Below are 23,337 nucleotides of genomic sequence, written 5' to 3'. Positions count from 1 at the left end.
GCTACAATAGAGCCCGCCGTGTACCAGTACAAGTTAAGCAATTATTCTGGTATCTATACCACCCTCCTCACGTCGCACCAAACGAATGACCACGCGAACGAGCACGCCCTCTTCCGCCGACAACCCGCCGCCGCTCGATGCCACGCCCGCCCGCGCGCTGGGCGACTTCATCCGTGCGCACCGCGAGCGGCTGTCGCCGCAAGCGGTCGGCCTGCCGCCCGGCCCGCGCCGCCGCACGCCCGGCTTGCGGCGGGAGGAAGTCGCGCAGCTGTGCGGCGTGAGTCCGACCTGGTACACATGGATCGAGCAAGGGCGTCCGGTTTCCGCTTCCGCGGACGCGCTCGCACGTATCGCCGTCGCGCTGCAACTGTCGCGGGCCGAGCGGGCGTATCTGTTCGAGCTGGCCGCCCAGCGCGATCCGGCCGAGCCCGACCCGGCCGCCGCCGACGCGCCCGCGACACTGCTCGAAACCGTCCAACTCGTAGACGCGCCCGCCTATGTGCTGGACCGTCAATGGAATGCGCTCGCGTGGAACGAACGCGCGGCCAATCTTTTCGTCGGCTGGCTCGACGGTTCGCATGACCGCAATCTGCTGCGCTATACGTTCACGGAACCGGCGGCGCGCGAGTTGATCGTCGACTGGGACACACGCGCGCGTCGTCTAGCCGCCGAGTTTCGCGCGGATTCGATCCGCCATCTGAACGACGCGCCAACGCGTGCGCTGATCGACTCGCTCACCGCGGCGAGCGACGCATTTGCGCGCTTCTGGGCTTCGCAAGACGTCGGAGGCCGCGAAGGCGGACGGCGCGAATTCAATCATCCGCGCGACGGCCGGCTCGTCTACGATCAGATTACGTTCAAGCCCGCGCATCGCGAAGACCTCAAGCTGGTAGTGCTGGTGCGCGAATAGGCCGTCGCGCGAGCCGCCATTGCAGGGCGCGGGTCCGTCGTCGGCGCGGCGTTGCGCCAGTGTTAAAATCCCTGTCTTTCCATGCTTCGACGGTGCGCTTGCAGACATGCTAGGCGCATCCGCGTCGTCAGCTTTTTACCGCTCGCCCGATCGCCATTTAACAGCTGCATAACTGCCGTTTAACTGCCCAAAACCATGACGTCCCAACTGCACAAAAAAGGCGAAGCCTGGTCGGCTCGCTTCTCGGAGCCGATGTCGGAGCTCGTCAAACGCTATACGTCGTCGGTTTTCTTCGACAAGCGTCTCGCGCTCGTCGACATTGAAGGGTCGCTTGCGCACGCCTCGATGCTGGGCGCGCAAAAGATCATCGCCGCCGAAGACCTCGCCGCGATCCAACGCGGTATGGCGCAGATCAAGGGCGAAATCGAGCGAGGCGAGTTCGAGTGGCAACTCGACCTGGAAGACGTTCACCTGAACATCGAAGCGCGCCTCACCGCGCTGATCGGCGACGCCGGTAAGCGTCTGCACACGGGCCGCTCGCGTAACGACCAGGTCGCGACCGACATCCGCCTGTGGCTGCGCGGCGAGATCGACCGCATCGGCGGGTTGCTGAAGGAACTGCGCACGGCGCTGCTCGACATGGCGGAGAAGAACGCGTCGACCATCATGCCCGGCTTCACGCACTTGCAGGTCGCGCAGCCGGTGACGTTCGGTCATCACCTGCTCGCCTACGTCGAAATGTTTTCTCGCGACGCCGAGCGCATGCTCGATTGCCGCAAGCGCGTGAACCGTCTGCCGCTGGGCGCCGCGGCACTCGCCGGCACGAGCTATCCGATCGACCGTCACGCGGTGGCAAAGACGCTCGGTTTCGACGGCATCTGCGCAAACTCGCTCGACGCTGTGTCCGACCGCGACTTCGCAATCGAATTCACGGCGGCGTCGGCGCTCGTCATGACGCACATCTCGCGCTTCTCCGAAGAACTCGTACTGTGGATGAGCCCGCGCGTCGGCTTTATCGACCTGGCCGACCGCTTCTGCACGGGTTCGTCGATCATGCCGCAGAAAAAGAACCCCGACGTGCCCGAACTCGCGCGCGGCAAGACCGGCCGTGTGAACGGTCATCTGATGGCGCTGCTCACGTTGATGAAAGGCCAGCCGCTCGCGTACAACAAGGACAACCAGGAAGACAAGGAACCGCTGTTCGACACGGTGGACACCGTTGCCGATACGCTGCGCATCTTCGCTGAAATGGTCGCGGGCATTTCGGTGAAGCCGCAAGCCATGCGCGACGCCGCATTGCAAGGATTCTCGACGGCAACCGATCTCGCCGACTACCTCGTCAAGCGCGGCCTCGCATTTCGCGACGCGCACGAAGCCGTCGCGCTGGCCGTGCGCATCTGCGCGGATCGCGGCTGCGATCTCGCGGACCTCACGCTCGATGAAATGCGGGCGGAATTGCCGAACGTCGCGCATCTGATCGGCGACGACGTGTTCTCGTACCTGACGCTCGAAGGCTCGGTTGCAAGCCGCAATCATCCTGGCGGCACCGCGCCCGAGCAGGTGCTGGCCGCGGTCAAAGCGGCACGGCAAGCGTTGAACTGACACGCGTCGAGTTGTGCGACGCGCCGGCATGGGCGCGTTCATGCACGGCGAATTGCGAAGGCGAACTCGTTGGCGAGTTCGCCTTTTTTGCTGGCGCCTAAGTTGAGATACCGGGGCGAACGCGGATTGAAACGCGGCGGTTTTTGACTACGATCTAAACAGGTTCTGCCCTCTTTAGTGGTTCATCATGCTTACCCGCACGCGCCTCCTTCGCCCCATGACTGAATGCCGCGCTCGCCGCGGCTGCGCATGGCCACTGTCTCTACGCGGCACCGCCTACACCGCGTTGCTCGCACTTGCCGTCGCCGGTTGCACGTTCACCCCGCCGCCGCCACGCGCGGCCGTCCCGACGCCGCCCGCCGCGGTCAACAGCGCGACACTCGATCAGTATCGCGAGGCGGTCGCGCAGCGCATCGTCGAGCGCAATCCTTCGTATGTACTGCGCGGCAAGCCGCAAGCGATGCTGCGCTCGCTAGTCGTGGTGTCGTTCACCGTCGATCGCAACGGGCACGTGGTGGCGTCGTCGGTGTATCGCACGAACGGCGACGACGAAGCGGAAAGCACCGCGCTCGCCACGTTGCGACGTGCATCACCGCTGCCATTGCCGCCGGGCAAATTGCTGAACGGCCGCGGCCAGCTTGAACTGTTCGAAGATTGGCTCTTCAACGACGACGGCAAGTTCCAGTTGCGCGAACTGGCTTCGCCGCAATCGCTGACCATCGACTGAACGCGGCCTGGCCGATCGGCCAGCCGCCTTGCTGCGCGCGCGCCGCGCTCGCTATAATTTTCCGATTCCCTCGCCGGAGCCTCCGGCACGGTGCAGGCCGCCCGCTCATCCGCCGGCGCGGCTTGCAGCCACCTGTCGCGGCGCCGCGTCATCCACGCGCGCCACGCAAACGCCTTCGCTGCGTGGCGGCGTGATCGCCATGCACGCGCACAAGGCGCATTCGCGCGCGAGTCCTCACGACCAACGCTGTATGCTGCGGGTTCGTCGCCCGTCAGCGTGATGGCCGACGCGAGTTCGACTCAAGCGCACGAACCTGAACAAAGATGCCGATTGACCGCGCCGCTGCGCAGCCACACTGCGCCCCTATCGAGCGAGGCAACGCGGCATCACGATACATGGAGACCCTGCATGTCCACATCGCCGATTTCCGCGGCCGAGCCCAATGCGGCCGGACACACCAACAGTGCGCGGATCATCTTCGCGAGCTTCATCGGCACCGCGATCGAGTTCTACGATTTCTACGTCTACGCGACCGCCGCGGCGCTCGTCATCGGCCCGGTGTTTTTTCCGCATGGCTCGGCAACGGCTCAGGCCCTGTCGGCCTTCGTCACGTTCGGCATTGCGTTCGTCGCGCGGCCGATCGGCTCGTTCCTGTTCGGCCATTTCGGCGACCGCATCGGCCGTAAATCGACGCTCGTCGCGTCTTTGCTCGTGATGGGCGTCTCGACCACGCTGATCGGCTTCGTTCCGGGCTACGACTCCATTGGCAGTCTTGCACCGATCCTTCTGTGCATCTTGCGTTTCGGCCAGGGCATTGGCCTCGGCGGTGAATGGGGCGGCGCGGCGCTGCTCGCCACCGAAAACGCGCCTGCCGGCAAGCGCGGCTGGTTCGGCATGTTCCCGCAACTCGGACCGTCGATCGGCTTTCTCGCGTCCAACGGCCTCTTCTTCGCGCTTGCGATGTCGTTGAGCGACGCGCAGTTCCGGAGCTGGGGCTGGCGCGTGCCGTTCCTCGTAAGCGCGGTGCTGGTCGCGTTGGGGCTTTACGTGCGGCTCAAGATCGCGGAGACGCCGGCCTTCCAGGCCGCCATTGAGCGTCAGGAGCGCGTGAAGGTGCCCATTGCGACGCTGCTGTCGCGGCATTGGGTGCCCACGCTGCTGGGCGCGCTCGCGATGGTGGTCTGCTACACGCTGTTCTATAACGCGACCACGTTCTCGCTGTCGTATGGCGTGTCGGTGCTGCACATTCCGCGGCAAACCTTCCTCGGGCTGCTGTGCATCGCCGTGGTGTTCATGGCGCTTGCCACGCCGCTGTCCGCCTGGGCAAGCGACCGCTATGGCCGCAAGCCGGTGCTGATCGTGGGCATCGTCGCAGCGGTCCTGTCGGGCTTCACCATGGCGCCGCTCCTCGGCAGCGGACAAACGCCGCTGGTGCTGCTGTTCCTCGTCATCGAACTGTTCCTGATGGGCGTGACCTTTGCGCCGATGGGCGCGCTGCTGCCCGAACTGTTTCCGACCAACGTCCGTTATACCGGCGCGGGTGTGTCGTACAACCTGGGCGGGATTCTCGGCGCATCGGTTGCGCCGTACATCGCGCAAATGCTGGCCGCGCGCGGCGGGCTGCCGTGGGTGGGCGCGTATGTGTCGATCGCCGCGGCCGTCAGCATGATCGGCGTGCTGTGCATGCGCGAGACGCGCGACTCGCGCTTGATGTAATGCGGCGATAGACAGGGAGGGGACCTCGGCGGGTTGATCACTGAAGTCCCCGCCTGGCGGAGGTTTCGCTGAGTGAATCCCCTGCCTTGCGCGCCTTTTTGACTTGCCTATACTCGACCTGAATGACCCTATGGCAAGCAGGGAGGCCCGGATGAACCTTCACTTACATAATGCCGACGTCGTGACGATCATCGCGCTCGCGTTGTTGTGTTCGCTGCTGCTGGCGCTGCGCTTTCGCCCCGCCACCTGGAAAGGCATTGTCGTCGAGGCGCTGGCGGCGAACGCGGCAGCCATTACCGCTGTCATCGCGTTCGAGATGCTGGTGGCCTGACGCCCGCACCGTCAGTTGCGGACCGGCTTTGCGCCGGCCTCGAACTTAACGGTAGTAATAGCCGTGATGGTGGTAGTAGCCGCCACCGCCGTAGTAGTAGCCCGGCGCCGGCGCGACAACGCAGCCGCCAAGCAGGGTTGCGAGTACGGTGCCGGCGATCAGAGTCAGGAGCAGGCGTTTCATGTTGTTCTCCATCGAGTCAGTTCGTTCGAGAAATCTCGAATGACTCGATTGAACACGACGTACCGCTGCCAGAACGTTGCCAGTTGTAAGGGAAGATCACGCGCGTGTTACACGTTCGCCGTTCCGCGCGACTCGTCCGGACACATGGCAATGCACGCTCACATCCGATGAAAACACCGCCTATACTGACTTGAAGATGCCGGTCGGTAATGAGCCTTGAGTGTATTGCCTCGCGGCCTTCCTGAAGGCGGTATTGGCGTCTGCCAGGCGCGGCTTGCGAGCACCGTTCAGCCTATGTTCACCAACACGCGCAACGGGCGCGAGCGCTCCGCCGACCAACGAAAAGCGACAGATTTAACAACCGTGTAATGAGCGCTTTGCGTCTCGCACGGTTGCGCAGCAAGCCGAATCGTTTTCGCCCAGCGTTCCCCGACGCGGGCGTTTATAGGGGCGTCACGTCATAGTGCCGGTGACATAGGCACTCTGCGCGCGACGCCCTTTTCTTTGAGCAAACGATTGCGGTCGAGGCTGCGCTCAAGCCGCGGCAGAACCTTGCCCGGCGACGGCCGGCGGCTTGCTGTGTACGTAGTCGATGGCATCGAGCACGGCGCTGATGGGCGGCACCGAAAGGCCGTCGCCAACCGAGATCGAGCGGAATGGTGCTTCCACGCCGCAATGTTCAGGCGACGTCGATACGAAAACCATGACCGTGCGCTTCAGCAACGCATGTGCGAGGTGGACAAAACCGGTGTCTGCGCCGACCACCAACGAGCACGCGTCGATCATTTGCGCGATTTCCGTCACGGTCATCTTCGGCAGGACCTTCGAGCCTGGTACTTGCGCGGCGATCTGCTCGGCCTCGATGCGCTCGCCTTCCGAACCCCACGGCAAGACCACGCGGAAGCCGCGTTGCGAAAGCTCGGTGCCGACCACCGCCCAATGCGAGATCGGCCACTTCTTGTCGTCTTTCGACGTCGCATGAAAAAGCGCGGCGACGGGCGCGCGCTCACCTTCGAACGGCGGCCTCGCCGGCTCCGGCAACTTCAGGTCGTAGACGGGCGGGCCTTCAACTTCGTAGCCGAGAGCCTCGCCCGCGCTGATACGCATGCCATGCCACGCATTGCATTGCGGACGCGGACCAAAACGCCCCGTGTACGCGAACGCAGCGCCCCGCTCCCCCAGGTCCTGAGACTGGTAGCCGATGCAACGCGACGAGCGGGCCAGAAACGCGATGATCGCGCTTTTGTACACGCCGTGAATGTCGATGATGTAATCGTAGCGATACGCACGCAGCTCCGCGATGGACGCAGCGATCGCCTTGAAGTCGGCCCACCGGCGCGCTTTCTTGAAACGCCGCAGCGGCGCGAACAGTACACGGTCGATGCCCTTGCACCATTGCGCCGCTTCGGCGAATGCTTCGTCTGCGGCCCAATCCACTTGAACGCCAGGAAATGCGCGTTTGATATCCGCTACGACGGGCAGCGCTTGCACGATATCGCCGAGGGAGGTGACCTTGACGATAAGGACTCGCTTCATTGAGGGCCTTCGGTTGTTCAACGTCAAAATATTTTAGCCGACGAATGGAATAGTCTTTGCTGAAACGGGCAATGCGGCCGCCGGAAAACAATACGGCGTCTTACATCGCGCGCCTTACAGCTTACCTTTTTACTTCATTTCACAAAGCTTTCATACGGTTTTACGTTTTCCGCACGCTTTATACTTCATCCTTTGCACATCCAGATCTCATGTCGCGAGCGCAACCTCTTCTTTCTTCCGGGATCGTGCGTCGCGCGAGACGTCTTTGGCGCCAGTACGGCATTTTCTGGCTCGGGGCGATCGCGGTCGGGCTCGTGGCGGTGCTCTACGCGCGGCTGATCGACTGGGGCTACGAGGAATTCCGCACGGTGCAGCGCGAGCACGTGTGGGCGCCGCTCATCATCACCCCCGCGGTGGCCGCGCTCGCCGTATGGCTCACGCGCAAGTTCTTTCGCGGCGCCGAAGGCAGCGGCATTCCTCAGGTAATCGCCACGCTTCATTCAAAACCCGGCGAATATGGCGCGCGGCTCCTGTCATTTCGCATTCTGTTCGGCAAGATCGTGGTGTCGTTTCTGGCGATTCTCGGCGGATTTACGATCGGCCGCGAAGGTCCGACCGTGCAAGTTGGCGCGGCCCTCATGTTCAACCTGCGCAGACTGTATCCACGTTCGAACGCACTGATCGAGCGGCAACTGGTGCTGGCCGGCGCGGCAGCGGGTCTATCGGCGGCGTTCAATACTCCCCTCGCGGGTATCGTGTTCGCCATCGAGGAACTGACGCGCAGTTTCGAAGCCCGCGCGAGCGGCGTGCTGATCACCGCCATCATCATTGCCGGTGTGATCGCGCTGGGACTGAACGGCAACTATACGTACTTCGGCACCATTCAGATCGGCGCGCACTTTCCCGATCTGCTCGCGCTCGCGGTGCTGCTCACGGCCATCATCACGGGTATTGCGGGCGGCGTGTTCTGCTGGCTGCTGCTGAACACCGCGCGCTGGATTCCCGCGCCGCTGCGTCAATTGCACGGCGAGCGGCCCGTCGCGTTCGCCGCGCTGTGCGGCTTCGTGATCGCGGGAGTCGGCCTGGTTTCGGGCGGCACCACGTTCGGCAGCGGCTACGCGGAAGCGCGCGGTTTGCTCGACGGGCACGAACAGCTGTCGGTGTTCTATCCGTTCCTCAAAATGATTTCGATGGTCGGCTCGTACCTGCCCGGCATTCCAGGCGGCATCTTCGCGCCTTCGCTGTCGATCGGCGCGGGCTTCGGCAATCTGCTGCACATGGTGTTCGGCTCCATGCAACTGCCGATGCTGATCGCGCTCGCCATGGTCGGCTATCTGGCCGCCGTCACGCAGTCGCCGATCACGTCTTTTGTGATCGTGATGGAGATGATCAACGGTCACGCGCTCGTGATCTCGCTGATGGCCACCGCGCTGATCGCGAGCCGCGTGTCGCGCTTTTTCGCGCCGCCGCTTTACGAGGCGCTTTCCGAGCGCTACATGGCGCCGCTGCCGCGCCCGGCGCCTGCTCCGGTGCCGGAAGTGCCCGCGGTGGATGCGCCAGAAGTCGACGCATCGGAGCCGGTGGCGGAAGTCATTGCCGCAGATAGTTCCAACGAGACGTCCGCTGACAGTTCAGCTGATGCCTCCGCTCGCGCTTCCGCCGACGACCCGACCGCTCGACCCGCTGATAGACCGACTGAAGGCGGTTCGCCCGCACCTCGTCCGTAAGCCGCGCTCGCCGATGTTCGCGCGGCGCGCGCATCGACTCTCGCCGACCGCGACCGCGAACGCGAACGCGACCAGCAGACTTATAAGGTCTGCGGAATCTCTATCTTGACCTCGAGTACCTCGAGGTCGTCCTGACGCTCGAGACTCACGCGGATGTCGTCGTCGGAAATCCGCACATACTTTGAAATCACGGCGACCAGTTCGCGTTGCAACGCAGGCAGATAATCGGCGGGAGCATGACCGCCGGCGCGCTCGTGCGCGATGATCAACTGCAGGCGTTCCTTCGCTACCGACGCGGATTTCTTCTTCTCGCCCAGCAAAAACGAAAGAATCGACATAACGTGCGCTCCCCTTACTTGGTGCCGAAGAGGCGCTGCAGCAGCCCGGGCTTCTGGTAATCGGTAAAGCGAAGCGATTTCTGCTCGCCGAGAAAACGCGATACGACGTCTTTATAAGCTTCGGCCACGTCGGTGCCGTCGAGATGCACTGCAGGCAGACCCTGATTCGACGCGTGCAGCACCGCTTCGGATTCCGGGATCACGCCGATCAGGTCGATGCGCAGGATTTCCTGGATGTCGGTCAGCGACAGCATCTCGCCTTCGCTCACGCGCTTCGGGTTGTAGCGCGTGATCAGCAGGTGCTCCTTGATCGGCTCCTTGCCTTCAATCGCGCGCTTGGTTTTCGACGACAGGATGCCGAGAATGCGGTCCGAGTCGCGCACCGACGACACTTCCGGGTTCGTCACGATCAGCGCTTCGTCTGCAAAATGCATGGCGAGGAGCGCGCCGGATTCGATACCGGCCGGCGAGTCACACACGATGTATTGGAAGTCCATCGCGATCAGGTCGTTGATGACCTTTTCGACGCCTTCCATGGTCAGCGCGTCTTTGTCACGCGTTTGCGAGGCCGGCAGAATGAAGAGGTTCTCGCACTTCTTGTCCTTGATCAGCGCCTGGTTCAGATTGGCTTCGCCCTGAATGACGTTGATCAGGTCGTACACGACGCGGCGCTCACAGCCCATGATGAGATCGAGATTGCGCAGACCGACGTCGAAGTCGATCACGGCGGTCTTGCTGCCACGCAATGCGAGGGCCGATGCAAAACTCGCGCTCGTGGTCGTCTTGCCCACGCCACCTTTGCCCGATGTCACCACAATGATTTTTGCCATTACCCTTACCTTGTGTTCGTCAAATTCGTCAATTATGTGCGGCCATATTTCGCCCCCGACGCCGCGCGCCGTCAACGTTCGGCGCAGCGGATCCGACAGCGCTTACGTGAGCCGCAATGGTTCGATCATCAACTTTTCGTCTTCGAGCCAGATCTGCACCGGCTTGCCGAGCACGTCGGCCGGCAGCGGGTTCTCGGTCGTCCGATAGATGCCCGCGATCGAGATGAGTTCCGGTTCGAGACACGTGCAGAAAATGCGCGCGTCGTGATTGCCTTGCACGCCTGCGAGCGCACGGCCGCGCAACGGCGCATAGATATGGATGTTGCCTTCAGCGATAACTTCCGCGCCGTAGCTCACGAGCCCGAGCACGACGAGATCGCCCTTTGCGTAGATGCGCTGACCCGAGCGCAGCGGCTTCTCCACCACCATGGTTTGCGAAGACGTGGCAAGGCGCACGGGCTCGGCGGCCGGCGCAGGCGCGGGCTCAACCGATGCGGGTGCGGCCGTCTGATTCGCAGGCGCCGTACTTGTGCCTGAGTTTGCTGCGTCGGCCAAGTCCGCCGCCGATGCACCCGCGGCTTCTTCGTCAGCCGATTTTGCGGACGCGCCGCGGCGGTCGCGCGCTTCGAGCAACGGCAGCGCCGACTCCGCCGCCCACGACTGCTGCGTGTCGGCAACCACGCCGACCGGACGCATGCGCACGCTCTCGAGCAACTGTGCGATCTCGGCGAGCGGCACGCGTTCGTTGCCGGCGAGCCGGCGCACGTCTATCGCGACGACGTCGTTAGCGAAAAATTCGGGGGTCGCCTCGAAGCGCCGGGTCAGCTCGGCACGCATGGCATCGAGGTCGGTTGTCTTGACCACAAACAGGAGCGTGTCGACGGAACCGCTGCGGAGTTCGAAAAAGGGCGATTTCTTGGGCGACATAACGTTCGGCAAAAATTTTGCGTATTTTACAGGCGTCCGCGCGCGCGGCGAGATTTTTTGCCGGACAACGAGCGGCTGGATGTTCAGATGTGCCTGCGCGGAAACGATCGAACCGCGCGGCACATGAACGGGCGAGGCGGGAACGCTGCTGGAATGCAGAGGGAAGTGCGGACGAAAATGCGGATGGTGATGCGGACAGAGACGCGGACGGAAATTCGAAACAGGCGGCGGACGTTGCGCTACTCGGCAGTTCACTGGTCGACTGCTGTCGACGTGGACGGCACGTGGCGAACCAGCAGACTTTCGACCTGCTCTGGCGCACGCGCGACGCGCCGATGTTCGCCGGTCGGCCCGAAACCGAGCGCTTCGTAAAAGCGCATTGCGTTGCGATTCGAGTCGGCGACCCACGCGTAGATTTCCGCCGCGCCCTCGTTGGCAAGCCAGCCGCTAGCCGTATCGACCAGCAACTCTCCGCCGCGAAGATGCCGGACCGCAGGCGCCACCCACAGTTCGCACACGAACGCGCGGCGCTCATCGGCTTCTTCGAAGTGCGCTTCGACCAGTCCGGCCGGATGACCCTCGGTGTAGAGAATGAAAGTGCTGATGGCGGCAGAAACCGCGTGTTCTGCGGCGACGGCGTCAAAGCTCGCGGCGTCCGCGGACAATGCGTCTTCTAGCGTTGCGCCGAACGCATAGGGCGCCTCACGCAGGGACGCTGTACGAAGTTCGCGAAAAACGGCGCCCTGATCAGCGGCGATACGGCGAACGGTCAGTGACGGACTCATGCAGACGAAAACCCCTTGAAACCTTAAGCCGTAGCTTTAACCGAACCGGCGCGAGAGTCAATTCATTCTTTGACGGGCGATCTTATCGCGCAAGCCGGTTCACGCAAAGCGCGCAGGCAACCCCGAGCATTTCGCGCGCCTGGCGCCATACCCGTCGACGTCATGCGCAGCGTGTTTGCCTCACGGTGCTGCGTAGCTGCCGGTGCCGTCCGGCCAGGGCGTGAGGAGTTCGTAGCCGTCGTCGGTGACCGCGATCATGTGTTCCCACTGCGCTGACAGCGAGCGGTCTTTCGTGACCACCGTCCAGCCGTCGCGCAATACCGTGGTACCGGCGCGGCCCGCGTTGATCATCGGCTCGATCGTGAAGACCATGCCGGGCTTCAGACGTATGCCTTGCCCCGGTTGCCCGTAATGCAAAACCTGCGGGTCTTCGTGATAAACCTTGCCGATGCCGTGGCCACAGTAGTCGCGCACGATCGAAAAACCATCGCGTTGCGCGACCTTCTGGATCGCGTGGCCGACATCGCCAAGTGTCGCTCCCGGCTTCACTTCGCGAATGCCCGCAAGCATTGCCTCATAGGTCGTGTCGACCAGTTGACGAGCCACCGTGCTCGGCTGGCCGACGCAATACATGCGGCTCGTGTCGCCGAAGTAGCCGTCTTTGATGATCGCCACGTCGATATTGATGATGTCGCCGTCTTTCAGCACTTCGCTGCGGTTCGGAATGCCGTGGCAAACCACCTGATTGACCGATGTGCACACCGTCTTTGGAAAACCCAGATAACCGACGTTGGCCGGAATCGACTTTTGCGTGTTGACGATGTAGTCATTGCACAGTGCGTCCAGCTCGTCGGTGGAGACACCGGCCTTCACGTGCTCGGCGATCATGGCCAGCACGTCGGCCGCAAGGCGGCCAGAGATACGCAGCTTGGCAATGTCGTCAGGAGTCTTGTAGGTAATGGCCATGTATTCGGTCGATGGGTTCGCAGGTAGGTCGATATTCAATCGAACGGCCAATTGTACAGAGGATCGGCGCGGGGGGCCGGGCAAAGCGGGGAAGAGGATGGTGAGTCAGCGGGTTGATGACTCAGCGGCAGGTGGAATTCCCCGCGCGCAGCAATAAGTTAGCATCGCTTATGAATGCCAGACTCATATCCGACGTTAGAACGACGGGTCATTTGACACGCCGAAACGAAAACAGGCCCCGAAGGGCCTGTTTTCTGAATTTGGCGGAAAGGGTGAGATTCGAACTCACGGTACCCCTAAAGGTACACCGGATTTCGAGTCCGGCGCATTCGACCACTCTGCCACCTTTCCGTGTTTTCCGACTTGCCACAACGAGGCGGTTTTGTCAGATCCAAGCGGGTCGCTGCTTGGGAGAGAAAGATTATAGAACAGCTGATCTGGATTTCCAAGTACCTCGCCGAAAAAATTTCGACGATTCCCGGCGATCAAATCACGCGGTTGGCGTCCACCCGACGCGAATCAGGCCGCCGGCACTTCCAGCCGCTCGACGCCGCCAAGGTATGGCCGCAGCGCCGCCGGCACCGTCACGGAGCCATCGGCGTTCTGGAAGTTCTCGAGCACGGCCACGAGCGTGCGACCCACCGCAAGACCCGAACCGTTCAGCGTATGAACGAGTTCCGGCTTGCCTTGTGCGTTCCGGTAGCGCGCCTGCATCCGGCGAGCCTGGAACGACTCCGTGTTCGAACAGCTCGAAATTTCGCGATAGGTGTTCTGCGCCGGCAACCACACTTCGAGGTCGTAAGTCTTGGTCGCCGAGAAGCCCATGTCGCCCGTGCACAGCGTGATCACGCGGTACGGCAATTCCAGCTTTTGCAGAATCGTCTCGGCGTGGCCGACCATCTGCTCCAATGCGTCATACGACGTTTCCGGCGCCACGATCTGCACCATTTCGACCTTGTCGAACTGATGCTGACGGATCATGCCGCGCGTGTCGCGCCCATACGAGCCCGCTTCCGAACGGAAGCACGGTGAATGGGCGGTCAGCTTGATCGGCAACGCGCCCGCTTCGACGATGCTGTCGCGTACCGTGTTCGTCAGCGAAATTTCCGACGTGGAGATCAGATACTGCGTGACCGTGTTTTCGCCGCCGCCCTTCTCGACGCGGAACATGTCGTCGGCGAACTTGGGCAACTGGCCGGTGCCGTACAGAATTTCCGGATTCACGATGTACGGCGTGTAAATCTCCGTATAGCCATGCTGCTGCGTGTGCGTGTCGATCATGAACTGCGCGAGCGCACGATGCAGCCGTGCAATCTGCCCGCGCAGCATCGTGAAGCGCGCGCCCGACAGCTTGGCGCCGGTCTCGAAATCGAGGCCGAGCGGCGCGCCGACATCCACGTGATCCTTGACTTCGAAATCGAACTGACGCGGCGTGCCCCAACGGCGCACCTCGACGTTGTCCGCTTCGTCGCGTCCTGTCGGCACGCTCTCATGCGGAAGATTCGGCACGCCAAGCAGAAGATCCGACAGACGTTTTTGAATGTCGTCGAGTTTTGCCGCCGACGCCTTCATCTCGTCGCCGATGCCGCCGACTTCCGCCATCACGGCCGAAGTGTCCTCGCCCCGCCCTTTCATCGCGCCGATCTGCTTCGACAGGCTGTTGCGGCGCGCCTGCAGTTCTTCGGTGCGAGTCTGGGTGTCGCGGCGTTCCGCTTCGAGCGCGGTAAAGGCCGCCACGTCGAGGGTATAGCCGCGGTCGGCGAGGCGCTTCGCGACGCCGTCGAGGTCTTTGCGCAGCAACTGGATGTCGAGCATGGGATGGGGCGGTATTCGTTGTATGAAGGTGGGATTTTAGCGCACCGGCGGCACCGGACAGGCTCAACTCTTCTTGGGCTTGTTCTCGTTGCGCCACTGCGCGTCGAGTTCGGCAAGACGCGCCATCTTGTCGCCTATCTTGCCTTCGAGGCCGCGCGGCGTCGGCGTGTACCAATGCGGATCGCGCATGTTCTCGGGCAAGTACGTCTCGCCGGCCGCGTATGCATCCGGTTCATCGTGTGCATAGCGATATTCGTGGCCGTAGCCGAGCTCCTTCATGAGCTTGGTCGGTGCGTTTCGCAGATGCACCGGTACGCCGCGCGACTTGTCCTTGCTCACGAAGCGGCGCGCCTCGTTGTACGCGTTGTAGCCGGCATTGGACTTCGGCGCGACGGCCAGGTAGATGATCGCCTGCGCGAGCGCGAGTTCGCCCTCGGGCGTGCCGAGCCGCTCGTAGGTCTCGGCGGCGTCGAGCGCAATGCGCGCGGCGCGCGGGTCGGCCAGACCGATGTCCTCCCACGCCATCCGGACGATGCGGCGCGCCAGATAGCGCGGGTCCGCGCCGCCGTCGAGCATGCGGCAGAACCAGTACAGTGCGCCGTCCGGGCTGCTGCCGCGCACCGACTTATGCAACGCGCTGATCTGGTCGTAGAAAGCGTCGCCGCCCTTGTCGAAGCGGCGCAGATTCTCGGCGAGCGCGCTGCCGAGCAACGCGCCGTCGATCTCCGTGGTCTTCTGCTGCGAAGCCGCGCGCGCGACGATCTCAAGGTTGTTCAGCAGCTTGCGGCCGTCGCCGTCGGCGGAACCGATCAGCGCATCGCGCGCTTCGTCGGTAAACGTCAAGCCGCCGAGTTCCTGTTGCGCGCGCTCGAGCAGTTCGCCCAACTCTTCCTCGGTGAGACTTTTGAGCACGTAGACCGCGGCGCGCGACAGCAACGCGCTGTTCACTTCGAACGACGGATTCTCCGTAGTCGCGCCGATGAACACGAAGAGCCCCGACTCGACATGCGGCAAGAACGCGTCTTGCTGACTCTTGTTGAAGCGATGCACTTCGTCGACGAACACTAGCGTCTGATGCCCGTTCGCGCGATGAATCTGCGCGGTCTCGACCGCCTCGCGAATGTCCTTCACACCGGACAGCACCGCCGACAACGCGATGAATTCCGCATGAAACGCGTCGGCCATGAGCCGCGCGAGCGTGGTCTTGCCGACGCCGGGCGGGCCCCAGAGGATCATCGAATGCGCTTCACCGGATTCGAAGGCGACCCGCAGCGGCTTGTTCGGGCCGAGCAGATGCTTCTGACCGATTACTTCGTCGATATTGCGGGGCCGCAGGCGTTCGGCGAGCGGAACATTGGCACGGGTTTCTTCGAACATGACGTTTTGGGGATAATGTCGGCTTTTCCGGACGCGGCCCGCATGATGGTCCGTGTGATGATCGGCCTGAAGGCGGCATGCTGCCGGACGAGAGCGCAAAACCCGCACGACCAAGGCGCGAGGCGTGGGAAACGTCCTGCATTATGACAGTGACCGCGCGAGGACGAGCGGCGCGCATCCTGAACATGCACGCCGACTCGCATACAAGAGCAACCGGAACAGCAACAGCAACAGCAACACGACTCAGGGACAAGACCCGATGGCACAAGATCCACTCGCCGGCGACGCCGGTGCCACCTACGCGCCGCTCACGCCGGTACCCGACGCGCGCCGCGCCTTCCGTACCGGCGACGCATTCGCGCTCTGGTTCTCGCTCGGCATCGGCCTGCTGGTCGCACAAGCCGGCGCGCTGCTAGTACCGGGGCTGTCGCTGCCGCACGCGCTGCTGGCGATCGTGATCGGCAGCGCGATCGGCGTGGTTCTGCTCGCGCTCGCGGGCGTGATCGGCACGGACACCGGGCTCGCGGCGATGTCCTCGCTGCGTCCGACGCTCGGCGTGCGCGGCGCGTCGGTGCCGGCTGTGCTGAACGCGGTGCAACTGGTCGGCTGGGGTTCGTTCGAAGTCATCGTCATGCGCGATTCCGCCGACGCTCTTGCGAAGCAGGCGTTCGGCCTTTCCATGCCGCTCGTCTGGACCATCATCTTCGGCTTGCTCGCGACGCTGCTCGCGATCAGCGGCCCGCTCTCGTTCGTGCGGCGCTTTCTGCGCACGTGGGGCATCTGGCTGCTGCTCGCCGGCGCGGCATGGCTCACGTGGAGCCTGCTCGCGCAGCACGATCTGAGCGCGATGATGCGCCGCCCCGGCACTGGCGAGATGTCGTTCGGCGGCGCTATCGACCTCGTGGTGGCAATGCCGCTTTCATGGTTACCGTTGATCGCGGACTACACGCGCTTCGGCCGCCGCGCCGGCGACACGTTCCGCGGCACGCTGCTCGGCTATGGCATCGCGAACATCTGGTTTTATGCATTGGGCGCGATCTATGGTCTCGCCGCCGGTGGCGGCGACGCGCTGCTGACAAGCGCGCTTGCGCAAGCTGGCGGCGGGCTCGCGTTGCTGCTCATTCTGATCGACGAAGTGGACAACGCATTTGCCGACATTCATTCAGCAGCGGTGTCGACGGGCACCTTCTGGGCGCGCGGCAGTGTGCCGATGCTGTCGGCGGCGTTCGGCGCGCTGTGCACATTGATCGCGCTGCTTATACCGATGGCGAAGTATCAGAACTTCCTTCTGTTGATCGGCTCGGTGTTCGCGCCGCTTTTCGGCGTGGTGCTGGTCGATCACTTCATCGTGCGCAAGCGCCGTATAGAAGCCGCCATGCTCGCCGACGTACGCGGCCGTTACGGCTTCTCGGGCGGCTGGCATCTGAGCGCGTTCATTGCGTGGGCGATCGGCATTGCCGCTTATCAGGCGATCAACCAATGGCTCCCGAATCTCGGCGCGACGCTGCCCGCGCTGGTGATCGGCGCGGTGTGTTATCTCGCGTTCGTGTCGACGCGTAAAGCCGCGTACGCGTGAGCGGCTCAATGCGCCGTAATTAAAGAAAAGGCCTGCATTTGCAGGCCTTTTTCGTTGCATCCGCCGCGCATCGCAGCGGATGGCGACCAAGCTCAGCGAGCAGCAGACCGGTACTCGACGCCTGGCAGCACGCACAACAACTCGAACGCGAGGTTCGCGGCGAGCAGCGCCGTCGTGCCAAACGGATCGTACGGCGGCGCCACCTCCACCAGATCGCATCCGACGATATTCAAGCCGCGCGCGCCGCGAATGATTTCGAGCGCCTGCGGCACGGTCAGTCCGGCAATTTCAGGCGTGCCGGTGCCGGGCGCAAAGGCCGGGTCGATACCGTCGATGTCGAACGTGATATAGACCGGGCCGTCGCCCATGCGCTCGCGCACGCGCGCCATTAGCGGCGCAAGCGACTGGTTCCAGCATGCCTCGGCCTGCACGACGTCGAAGCCCTGATCGCGGCACCAGTCGAAATCTTCTGCGGCGTAGCCCGTGCCGCGCAGACCGATTTGCACGACGCGCTCGCAGTCGAGCAGCCCCTCTTCGACCGCGCGACGAAACGGCGTGCCGTGGGCGATTTTCTCGCCCATCATCGTGTCGTTGACGTCGGCGTGGGCGTCGACGTGAATCAGGCCGACCTTGCCGTGCTTGCGATGAATCGCCCGCAAAATAGGCAACGCGATGGTGTGATCGCCGCCAAGGGTGACCGGCTTGCAATCGTGCTGAAGTATCTCGTCGTAAGCGGTTTCGATCCGGGCGATCGAATCGTGCAGGTTGTACGGATTAATCGCGACGTCGCCCAGATCGGCCACGCGCAGAGAATCGAATGGCGCCGCGCGCGTTGCCATGTTGTAAGGGCGCAGCAGCACCGATTCGCTGCGAATCTGGCGCGGCCCAAACCGTGCGCCGGTGCGGTTGGACGTGCCCAGGTCGAACGGCACGCCGACGAAACATGCGTCGAATCCCTCTGCCGAGCCCACGTTCGGCAGGCGCATCATCGTGGCAATGCCGCCAGAGCGCGGCATTGCATTGCCGGACAGCGGCTGCGGCCGTTCACCGGCTTCAGGAGAAATGAAAGAAGAAGTATTCATCGTATCTCGGCAATGAAAAGAAGACGCAGCTTTTCAGAGTCTGCGAACCGGCTACATTGCGGGCGCTCATGCATTCCGGAGGCACTCCGAACGCCTGCAAGCCGGGTGAATCTCCATTCTTGAGCACATCCTGTCAACTTAAAATAGCCGCGCAATAACCTTTACATCGATCCATGGCGATGTATCCTGACGCATGTTCTCCCAACTCACCGACCTCGATTTACGACTCATCCGCGTGTTCCTTGCGATCGTCGACGCGGGCGGCGTCTCGTCGGCCCAAGCCACGCTCAACGTCGGCCAGTCGACCATCAGCACGCAACTCGCCACGCTCGAAACGCGCCTTGGGTATCGGCTGTGCGAACGCGGCCGCGGCGGCTTTCGGCTGAGCGCGCGCGGCGAACAGTTCGCCGACGCGGCTCGCGCGCTGCTCGGTGCCGTCGACAGCTTCGGCATGCAGGCGCGCAATGTCGGCCGCAAGCTGGTGGGCACCCTCGACATCGGCATGATCGGGCACACGCCCGTATCGGCAAGTGCGCGCATTAGCAGCGCAATCGGCCGGTTTCGCTCGCGCGATCAGTCGGTGCGATTTTCGATTCTGGTGCGCTCACCCGGCGAGCTCGAAGAGTTACTGCTCAATGGGCGGATTCAGGTGGGCATCGGGTACTTCTGGCATCGCGTGCCGTCGCTCGAATACACCGAGGTGTTTGCCGAAGACCAGTTCGCGTATTGCGCGAAAGGACATCCGCTGTTTGCTTCAGCCGGCGGCGTGTCGCCCGAGCAAGCTGCAACGCACGAATGGGCGTGGCGCAGCTATCCGTTGCCCGAAGCCGAAAGTTCGACCACGCCGCACAACGTCACCGCGGTCGCGGACAACATGGAAGCGGTCGCGATGCTCGTGCTATCCGGGCATCACCTCGGCTACCTGCCCGGGCACTTCGCGGCGCCGTTCGTCGAGCAAGGGCTGCTCGCCGCGTTGAATCCGGAGCTAATGCGCTATCGCGTCGCGTTTCATATGGTCACGCGGACGCGGCAGCATAGAACGGACATTGTCGAAGCGTTCATCGACGATATGAAGGCAGCCCATGCCGTCGAAGCGAAAGCGTAGCGCGGTCGCTGCGTTGTACCGGTAATAAAAAAGCCGCGCGTTCAGCGCGGCTTCTCTCGCAAACATCAATGCACGGCGAGCGGTTAGCCGTTGATCACGTCAGCGCCTTTCGGCACGGTAAATTTGAACGCATCCGCGGGCAGCGGCGGATTCTTCTGGATGTTCGAGAAGGTCAGCAACGTCACGTTGCCGAATACGTCGTGCAATTCCATTGCTTGCAGATTGCCGTCCTTGAAGCCGATGCCCACGCGCTGAAATTGCGTGTCTTTCGCTTTCGGCGTGAGTTCGAGCCAGTCGATGCCGGCCTTGACACCCGCATCGCGCAACGTGAAGTTCTTATCCAGATCGTTGCTGCCGAACAGGATTGCCGCCGGGCTCGCGCCGAGCGCGCCGCCGAGGCTTCGCACCGTCACCTGGTTCAGATCCTTGTCGTACACGTAAAGCTTGTCGCCGTCCGCCTGCAGCAATTGCGAGTAGGGTTTTTCGTATTGCCAGATGAACTTGCCGGGACGCGCGAACGTGAATGTTCCGCTCGACGTACCGTTCTTGCCGCCGCCCGTGGTGGACAGCACGCCGCTTGCGCCGCTCGCTGCTTGCGCCTTGCTGGGCGCGCGCACTTCCTGCTGCACGAAGGTGCCGCGCGCCGAGTGAACTTGCGCGACGAACGCCTTCAGCTGCTCGGTGCCGCTCGCGAACGCCTGCGAAGCGACGAGCATCGACGCGCCGATCGCGGCTGTACCGACGCCGCGCGCGATTGCGCGGGCAAACCGGACGACGCTGCTGGATGCATGCTGATGCACAAATAGCTGCATATGATTTCTCTCCCTTGATTTGAATTCGTTGAGCGATTGCTTTGTCTGGCCTCGATTGACTCTGATTGGCTCTGATTGCGGCGCATCGACATGAGCAGTGTTTGCCGATGGCCGTGAGCACAGCGTGACGCTTGCTGTGCGAGGCTCGGGGCGAACGCATGAGACTTCGGTCCCTGCGGTCTGTTGCGCTGAGCCTCAAACCGAGCTTAGGCAGGCAGGCTTAAACGAGCCTTAGAAGTCGGCGTCGAAGAGGACCCTGAACCTGGATCTTCGCGGCGGATCTTTGGACCGCGTCCTTGATGTCCACATTGAAAGCGGACATTCAAAGCCGACCATGAAACAGGCCGCTGCAGCCATTGGGACCACGCCTCAGAAGCCCATCCGCGAAGCAGGCCCGGCAAGCGGCAAAAAACTTCCCGCCATAACGCCTACTCTGCCTCTCGCGCCGGTGCCAGAATTTCGCGATTGCCGTTCGACGACATCGCCGACACCACGCCTGAATTTTCCATTTGCTCCAGCAGGCGCGCCGCGCGGTTGTAGCCGATGCGCAAATGCCGCTGCACCAGTGAAATCGACGCGCGCTTGTTTTTCAGCACCACGTCCACTGCCTGATCGTAAAGCGGATCCGATTCGCCGTCGCCTGATCCACCCGCTCCCGCGCCCGCCGAGCCCTCGTCGCCCTCACCGGTCACGCTCCCTTCGAGAATGCCTTCGATATAGTTCGGCTCGCCCTGCTCCTTGAGCTTGTCGACGACGCGGTGCACTTCTTCGTCCGACACGAACGCGCCGTGCACGCGGACCGGCAAGCCGCTGCCCGGCGGCAGGTAGAGCATGTCGCCCATACCGAGCAGCGATTCCGCGCCCTGCTGGTCGAGAATTGTGCGCGAGTCGATTTTGGACGACACCTGGAACGCCATCCGCGTCGGCACGTTCGCCTTGATGAGCCCGGTAATCACGTCGACCGACGGACGCTGCGTAGCGAGAATCAAGTGAATTCCGGCGGCGCGCGCCTTCTGCGCAATACGCGCGATCAGTTCCTCGACCTTCTTGCCGACCACCATCATCAGGTCTGCAAGTTCGTCGATCACGATGACGATGTTGGGCAGGCGCGTGAGCGGCTCCGGTTCGTCCGGCGTGAGGCTGAAAGGGTTCGGCAGCTTTTCTTCGCGCTTGGCGGCTTCGTCGATCTTGTTGTTGTAGCCGGCGAGGTTACGCACGCCGAGCTTGCTCATCAGCTTGTAGCGCCGCTCCATTTCGGCGACCGCCCAGTTCAGCGCGTGACCCGCCTGGCGCATGTCGGTCACCACCGGACAGAGCAGATGCGGAATGCCTTCGTAGACGCTCATTTCGAGCATCTTCGGATCGATCAGGATCATGCGGACCTGGTCGGCGCTCGCCTTGTAGAGCAGCGACAGGATCATTGCGTTGATACCGACCGACTTGCCCGAACCGGTCGTACCCGCGACGAGCAGGTGGGGCATCTTCGCGAGGTCCGCGCATACGGGCTTGCCGCCGATATCCTTGCCGAGCCCCATGGTGAGCGGCGATGCGGCGTCCGCATACACCGCCGAGCCGAGAATTTCGGACAGGCTCACGGTCTGGCGGCGCTGATTCGGCAGTTCGAGCGCCATGAAATTTTTGCCCGGAATCGTCTCGACGACGCGGATCGATACCAGCGACAGCGAACGCGCGAGGTCTTTTGCGAGATTCACGATCTGGCTGCCCTTCACGCCAGTGGCCGGTTCGATCTCGTAGCGCGTGACGACCGGACCCGGATACGCGGCGACGACGCTTACCTCGACGCCGAAGTCCTTGAGCTTTTTCTCGATCAGACGCGAGGTGAATTCGAGCGTATCCGCCGAAATGGTTTCCTGCGCGGCGGGCGCCGGATCGAGCAGCGAGATAGGCGGCAGCGTGGAATCGCCAGGCAGATCGGTGAAAAGCGGCACTTGCCGTTCTTTCTCGACGCGCTCCGACTTGGCGGGCGTGACGACCGGCGGCACGATCACGACGGGCTCGTGCTCCTCAATACGCACGCGGCCCTTCTCGACCTTGCCTTCGCGCTTCACCGCCGCAGCTTCGCCCAGCTTGCGGTCACGGCCCGCCTCGCGGCGCAGCTTCGCGAAGGTCACAGCCGAAATGATCGACTCCCCGAGCTTCTCCGATACCGACAGCCACGAAAACCGGAAATACAACGACAGGCCAATGCCGAGCACGATCAGCAGCGCGAGGGTGCCGCCCGTGAAACCGAGCGCATGCGACACGCCGCGCGCGACCGCTTCGCCGATCACGCCACCGGGCGCGCGCGGCAATTGCACCTTGAGCGACCACATGCGCAGCGCCTCGATGCCGTCGCAGGCAAGCAGCACCAGCATGAACGCAAAGGCGTCCGCGAGCCAGCTGGCATCGCGCGGCGCGTCTTCCTGCAAGTCTTCGTGACGGGTGATGCGCTTGTAGTTCGCGGAGATATGGCGGCCGAGCAGCACAATCCACCAGTAAGCGGAGAGGCCGAACAGCAGCAGCAGAATGTCCGAGGTCCACGCGCCTACGCGGCCCGCCCAGTTGGCGATGTGATCCACCTGCGCGGCGTGCGTCCAGCTCGGATCCCGCCGGCTGTAGCTGACGAGCGCCATCAGCAGGAAAACGCCGAGCGCGACCTGCAGAATCCAGCGGATTTCGGTGAAGAGACGCGACATGCGGTGCGGCAATGCCTGCGCGCTCGCGGTATAAGGAGCTTTTGCCATTGATCCTGTTGCTTGTGTGGCCGATCCGGTGTGCCGGGGCGCAGCCGAGCCGCGCTGGGCGCGGCTGCGGGCGCGACACCGGCGACCCGAAACTTCGATCCGGCCTATTGTAAACGCAGTGCCCCGCGCGAGGCTGTAAATGACGGTAACCTGGCCGATTGGCCACACGCAGGCGTCCAATCAACGCGCGACCGGCTCGAAAGCACGCGCCGTGGGCTATCGCCGCGATCAGAAAGCTTCATGGAGCA

20 protein-coding genes and 1 tRNA gene are annotated in these 23,337 nt (G+C 63.1%); 8 read left to right on the top strand and 13 right to left on the bottom strand.

The window, feature by feature from the left end:
• Positions 1–85 precede the first annotated feature (85 nt).
• From H281_RS0100990 to H281_RS0100965, 5 genes are all read left to right on the top strand, one after another.
• A complete protein-coding gene (locus H281_RS0100990) occupies positions 86–910 on the top strand; it encodes a helix-turn-helix transcriptional regulator (protein ID WP_020065222.1) in 825 nt (274 codons plus the stop codon).
• A gap of 195 nt (positions 911–1,105) precedes the next feature.
• The gene (gene argH / locus H281_RS0100985) at positions 1,106–2,512 is read left to right on the top strand and encodes an argininosuccinate lyase (protein ID WP_027804187.1); all 1,407 of its coding nucleotides are present in this window, start codon (positions 1,106–1,108) and stop codon (positions 2,510–2,512) included.
• 187 nt (positions 2,513–2,699) lie between these two features.
• A complete protein-coding gene (locus H281_RS0100980) occupies positions 2,700–3,239 on the top strand; it encodes an energy transducer TonB family protein (protein ID WP_027804186.1) in 540 nt (179 codons plus the stop codon).
• A 408-nt stretch (positions 3,240–3,647) separates the two neighbouring features.
• Positions 3,648–4,955, top strand: a complete 1,308-nt coding sequence (locus H281_RS0100970; protein WP_020065218.1) for an MFS transporter — start codon at positions 3,648–3,650, stop codon at positions 4,953–4,955.
• A 151-nt stretch (positions 4,956–5,106) separates the two neighbouring features.
• On the top strand, positions 5,107–5,286 hold the full coding sequence (locus tag H281_RS0100965) for a hypothetical protein (protein WP_020065217.1): 180 nt from the start codon (positions 5,107–5,109) through the stop codon (positions 5,284–5,286).
• Between the two features lie 45 nt (positions 5,287–5,331).
• Here H281_RS0100965 and H281_RS36705 read toward each other — a convergent pair whose 3' ends face one another.
• Both H281_RS36705 and waaC read right to left on the bottom strand, forming a co-directional pair.
• A complete protein-coding gene (locus H281_RS36705; protein WP_164701812.1) occupies positions 5,332–5,469 on the bottom strand; it encodes a hypothetical protein in 138 nt (45 codons plus the stop codon).
• 534 nt (positions 5,470–6,003) lie between these two features.
• A complete protein-coding gene (waaC, locus tag H281_RS0100955; protein ID WP_020065215.1) occupies positions 6,004–7,005 on the bottom strand; it encodes a lipopolysaccharide heptosyltransferase I in 1,002 nt (333 codons plus the stop codon).
• A gap of 209 nt (positions 7,006–7,214) precedes the next feature.
• Between waaC and H281_RS0100950 the strand changes: the two genes are divergently transcribed.
• A complete protein-coding gene (locus H281_RS0100950) occupies positions 7,215–8,732 on the top strand; it encodes a chloride channel protein (protein WP_027804185.1) in 1,518 nt (505 codons plus the stop codon).
• An 80-nt stretch (positions 8,733–8,812) separates the two neighbouring features.
• Here H281_RS0100950 and minE read toward each other — a convergent pair whose 3' ends face one another.
• The 8 genes from minE to H281_RS0100910 all read right to left on the bottom strand — a co-directional run bounded on the left by minE (position 8,813) and on the right by H281_RS0100910 (position 15,770).
• Complete coding sequence (gene minE / locus H281_RS0100945; RefSeq protein WP_020065213.1) at positions 8,813–9,070, bottom strand: cell division topological specificity factor MinE; 258 nt, start codon at positions 9,068–9,070, stop codon at positions 8,813–8,815.
• 14 nt (positions 9,071–9,084) lie between these two features.
• Positions 9,085–9,900: a septum site-determining protein MinD gene (gene minD / locus H281_RS0100940; RefSeq protein WP_020065212.1), complete on the bottom strand. Its 816-nt coding sequence runs from the start codon at positions 9,898–9,900 to the stop codon at positions 9,085–9,087.
• Between the two features lie 102 nt (positions 9,901–10,002).
• Positions 10,003–10,827, bottom strand: coding sequence for a septum site-determining protein MinC (gene minC, locus H281_RS0100935; RefSeq protein WP_027804184.1), 825 nt, complete (start codon positions 10,825–10,827; stop codon positions 10,003–10,005).
• A 251-nt stretch (positions 10,828–11,078) separates the two neighbouring features.
• Positions 11,079–11,612, bottom strand: a complete 534-nt coding sequence (locus H281_RS0100930; protein WP_020065210.1) for a GNAT family N-acetyltransferase — start codon at positions 11,610–11,612, stop codon at positions 11,079–11,081.
• 180 nt (positions 11,613–11,792) lie between these two features.
• The gene (gene map / locus H281_RS0100925) at positions 11,793–12,578 is read right to left on the bottom strand and encodes a type I methionyl aminopeptidase (RefSeq protein WP_020065209.1); all 786 of its coding nucleotides are present in this window, start codon (positions 12,576–12,578) and stop codon (positions 11,793–11,795) included.
• 261 nt (positions 12,579–12,839) lie between these two features.
• Positions 12,840–12,929: transfer RNA gene (locus H281_RS0100920), tRNA-Ser, on the bottom strand.
• A gap of 168 nt (positions 12,930–13,097) precedes the next feature.
• Positions 13,098–14,393 carry a serine--tRNA ligase gene (serS, locus tag H281_RS0100915; protein ID WP_020065208.1) on the bottom strand — a complete coding sequence of 432 codons (1,296 nt, stop codon included), beginning with the start codon at positions 14,391–14,393 and terminating at the stop codon, positions 13,098–13,100.
• 63 nt (positions 14,394–14,456) lie between these two features.
• Positions 14,457–15,770 carry a replication-associated recombination protein A gene (locus H281_RS0100910; RefSeq protein ID WP_020065207.1) on the bottom strand — a complete coding sequence of 438 codons (1,314 nt, stop codon included), beginning with the start codon at positions 15,768–15,770 and terminating at the stop codon, positions 14,457–14,459.
• Positions 15,771–16,029: 259 nt separating this feature from the next.
• Between H281_RS0100910 and cytX the strand changes: the two genes are divergently transcribed.
• Positions 16,030–17,346, top strand: coding sequence for a putative hydroxymethylpyrimidine transporter CytX (gene cytX / locus H281_RS0100905; protein ID WP_027804183.1), 1,317 nt, complete (start codon positions 16,030–16,032; stop codon positions 17,344–17,346).
• A 92-nt stretch (positions 17,347–17,438) separates the two neighbouring features.
• Here cytX and speB read toward each other — a convergent pair whose 3' ends face one another.
• Entirely contained in the window at positions 17,439–18,428 is a 990-nt protein-coding gene (gene speB / locus H281_RS0100900) for an agmatinase (protein WP_020065205.1), read from the bottom strand.
• Positions 18,429–18,621: 193 nt separating this feature from the next.
• Between speB and H281_RS0100895 the strand changes: the two genes are divergently transcribed.
• On the top strand, positions 18,622–19,533 hold the full coding sequence (locus H281_RS0100895; RefSeq protein WP_020065204.1) for a LysR family transcriptional regulator: 912 nt from the start codon (positions 18,622–18,624) through the stop codon (positions 19,531–19,533).
• 83 nt (positions 19,534–19,616) lie between these two features.
• On the opposite strand, the gene lolA is transcribed toward H281_RS0100895, so the two are convergent.
• Both lolA and H281_RS0100885 read right to left on the bottom strand, forming a co-directional pair.
• Positions 19,617–20,345, bottom strand: coding sequence for an outer membrane lipoprotein chaperone LolA (gene lolA / locus H281_RS0100890; RefSeq protein ID WP_020065203.1), 729 nt, complete (start codon positions 20,343–20,345; stop codon positions 19,617–19,619).
• A 428-nt stretch (positions 20,346–20,773) separates the two neighbouring features.
• Positions 20,774–23,089, bottom strand: a complete 2,316-nt coding sequence (locus H281_RS0100885; RefSeq protein ID WP_020065202.1) for a DNA translocase FtsK — start codon at positions 23,087–23,089, stop codon at positions 20,774–20,776.
• Between the last annotated feature and the right edge of the window lie 248 nt (positions 23,090–23,337).

The sequence above is a fragment of the Paraburkholderia caledonica genome (assembly GCF_000383275.1).
Lineage (GTDB): Bacteria > Pseudomonadota > Gammaproteobacteria > Burkholderiales > Burkholderiaceae > Paraburkholderia > Paraburkholderia caledonica.
Note: the sequence above shows the minus strand (reverse complement) of the source record. Positions and strands in the feature narration are given on the sequence as shown.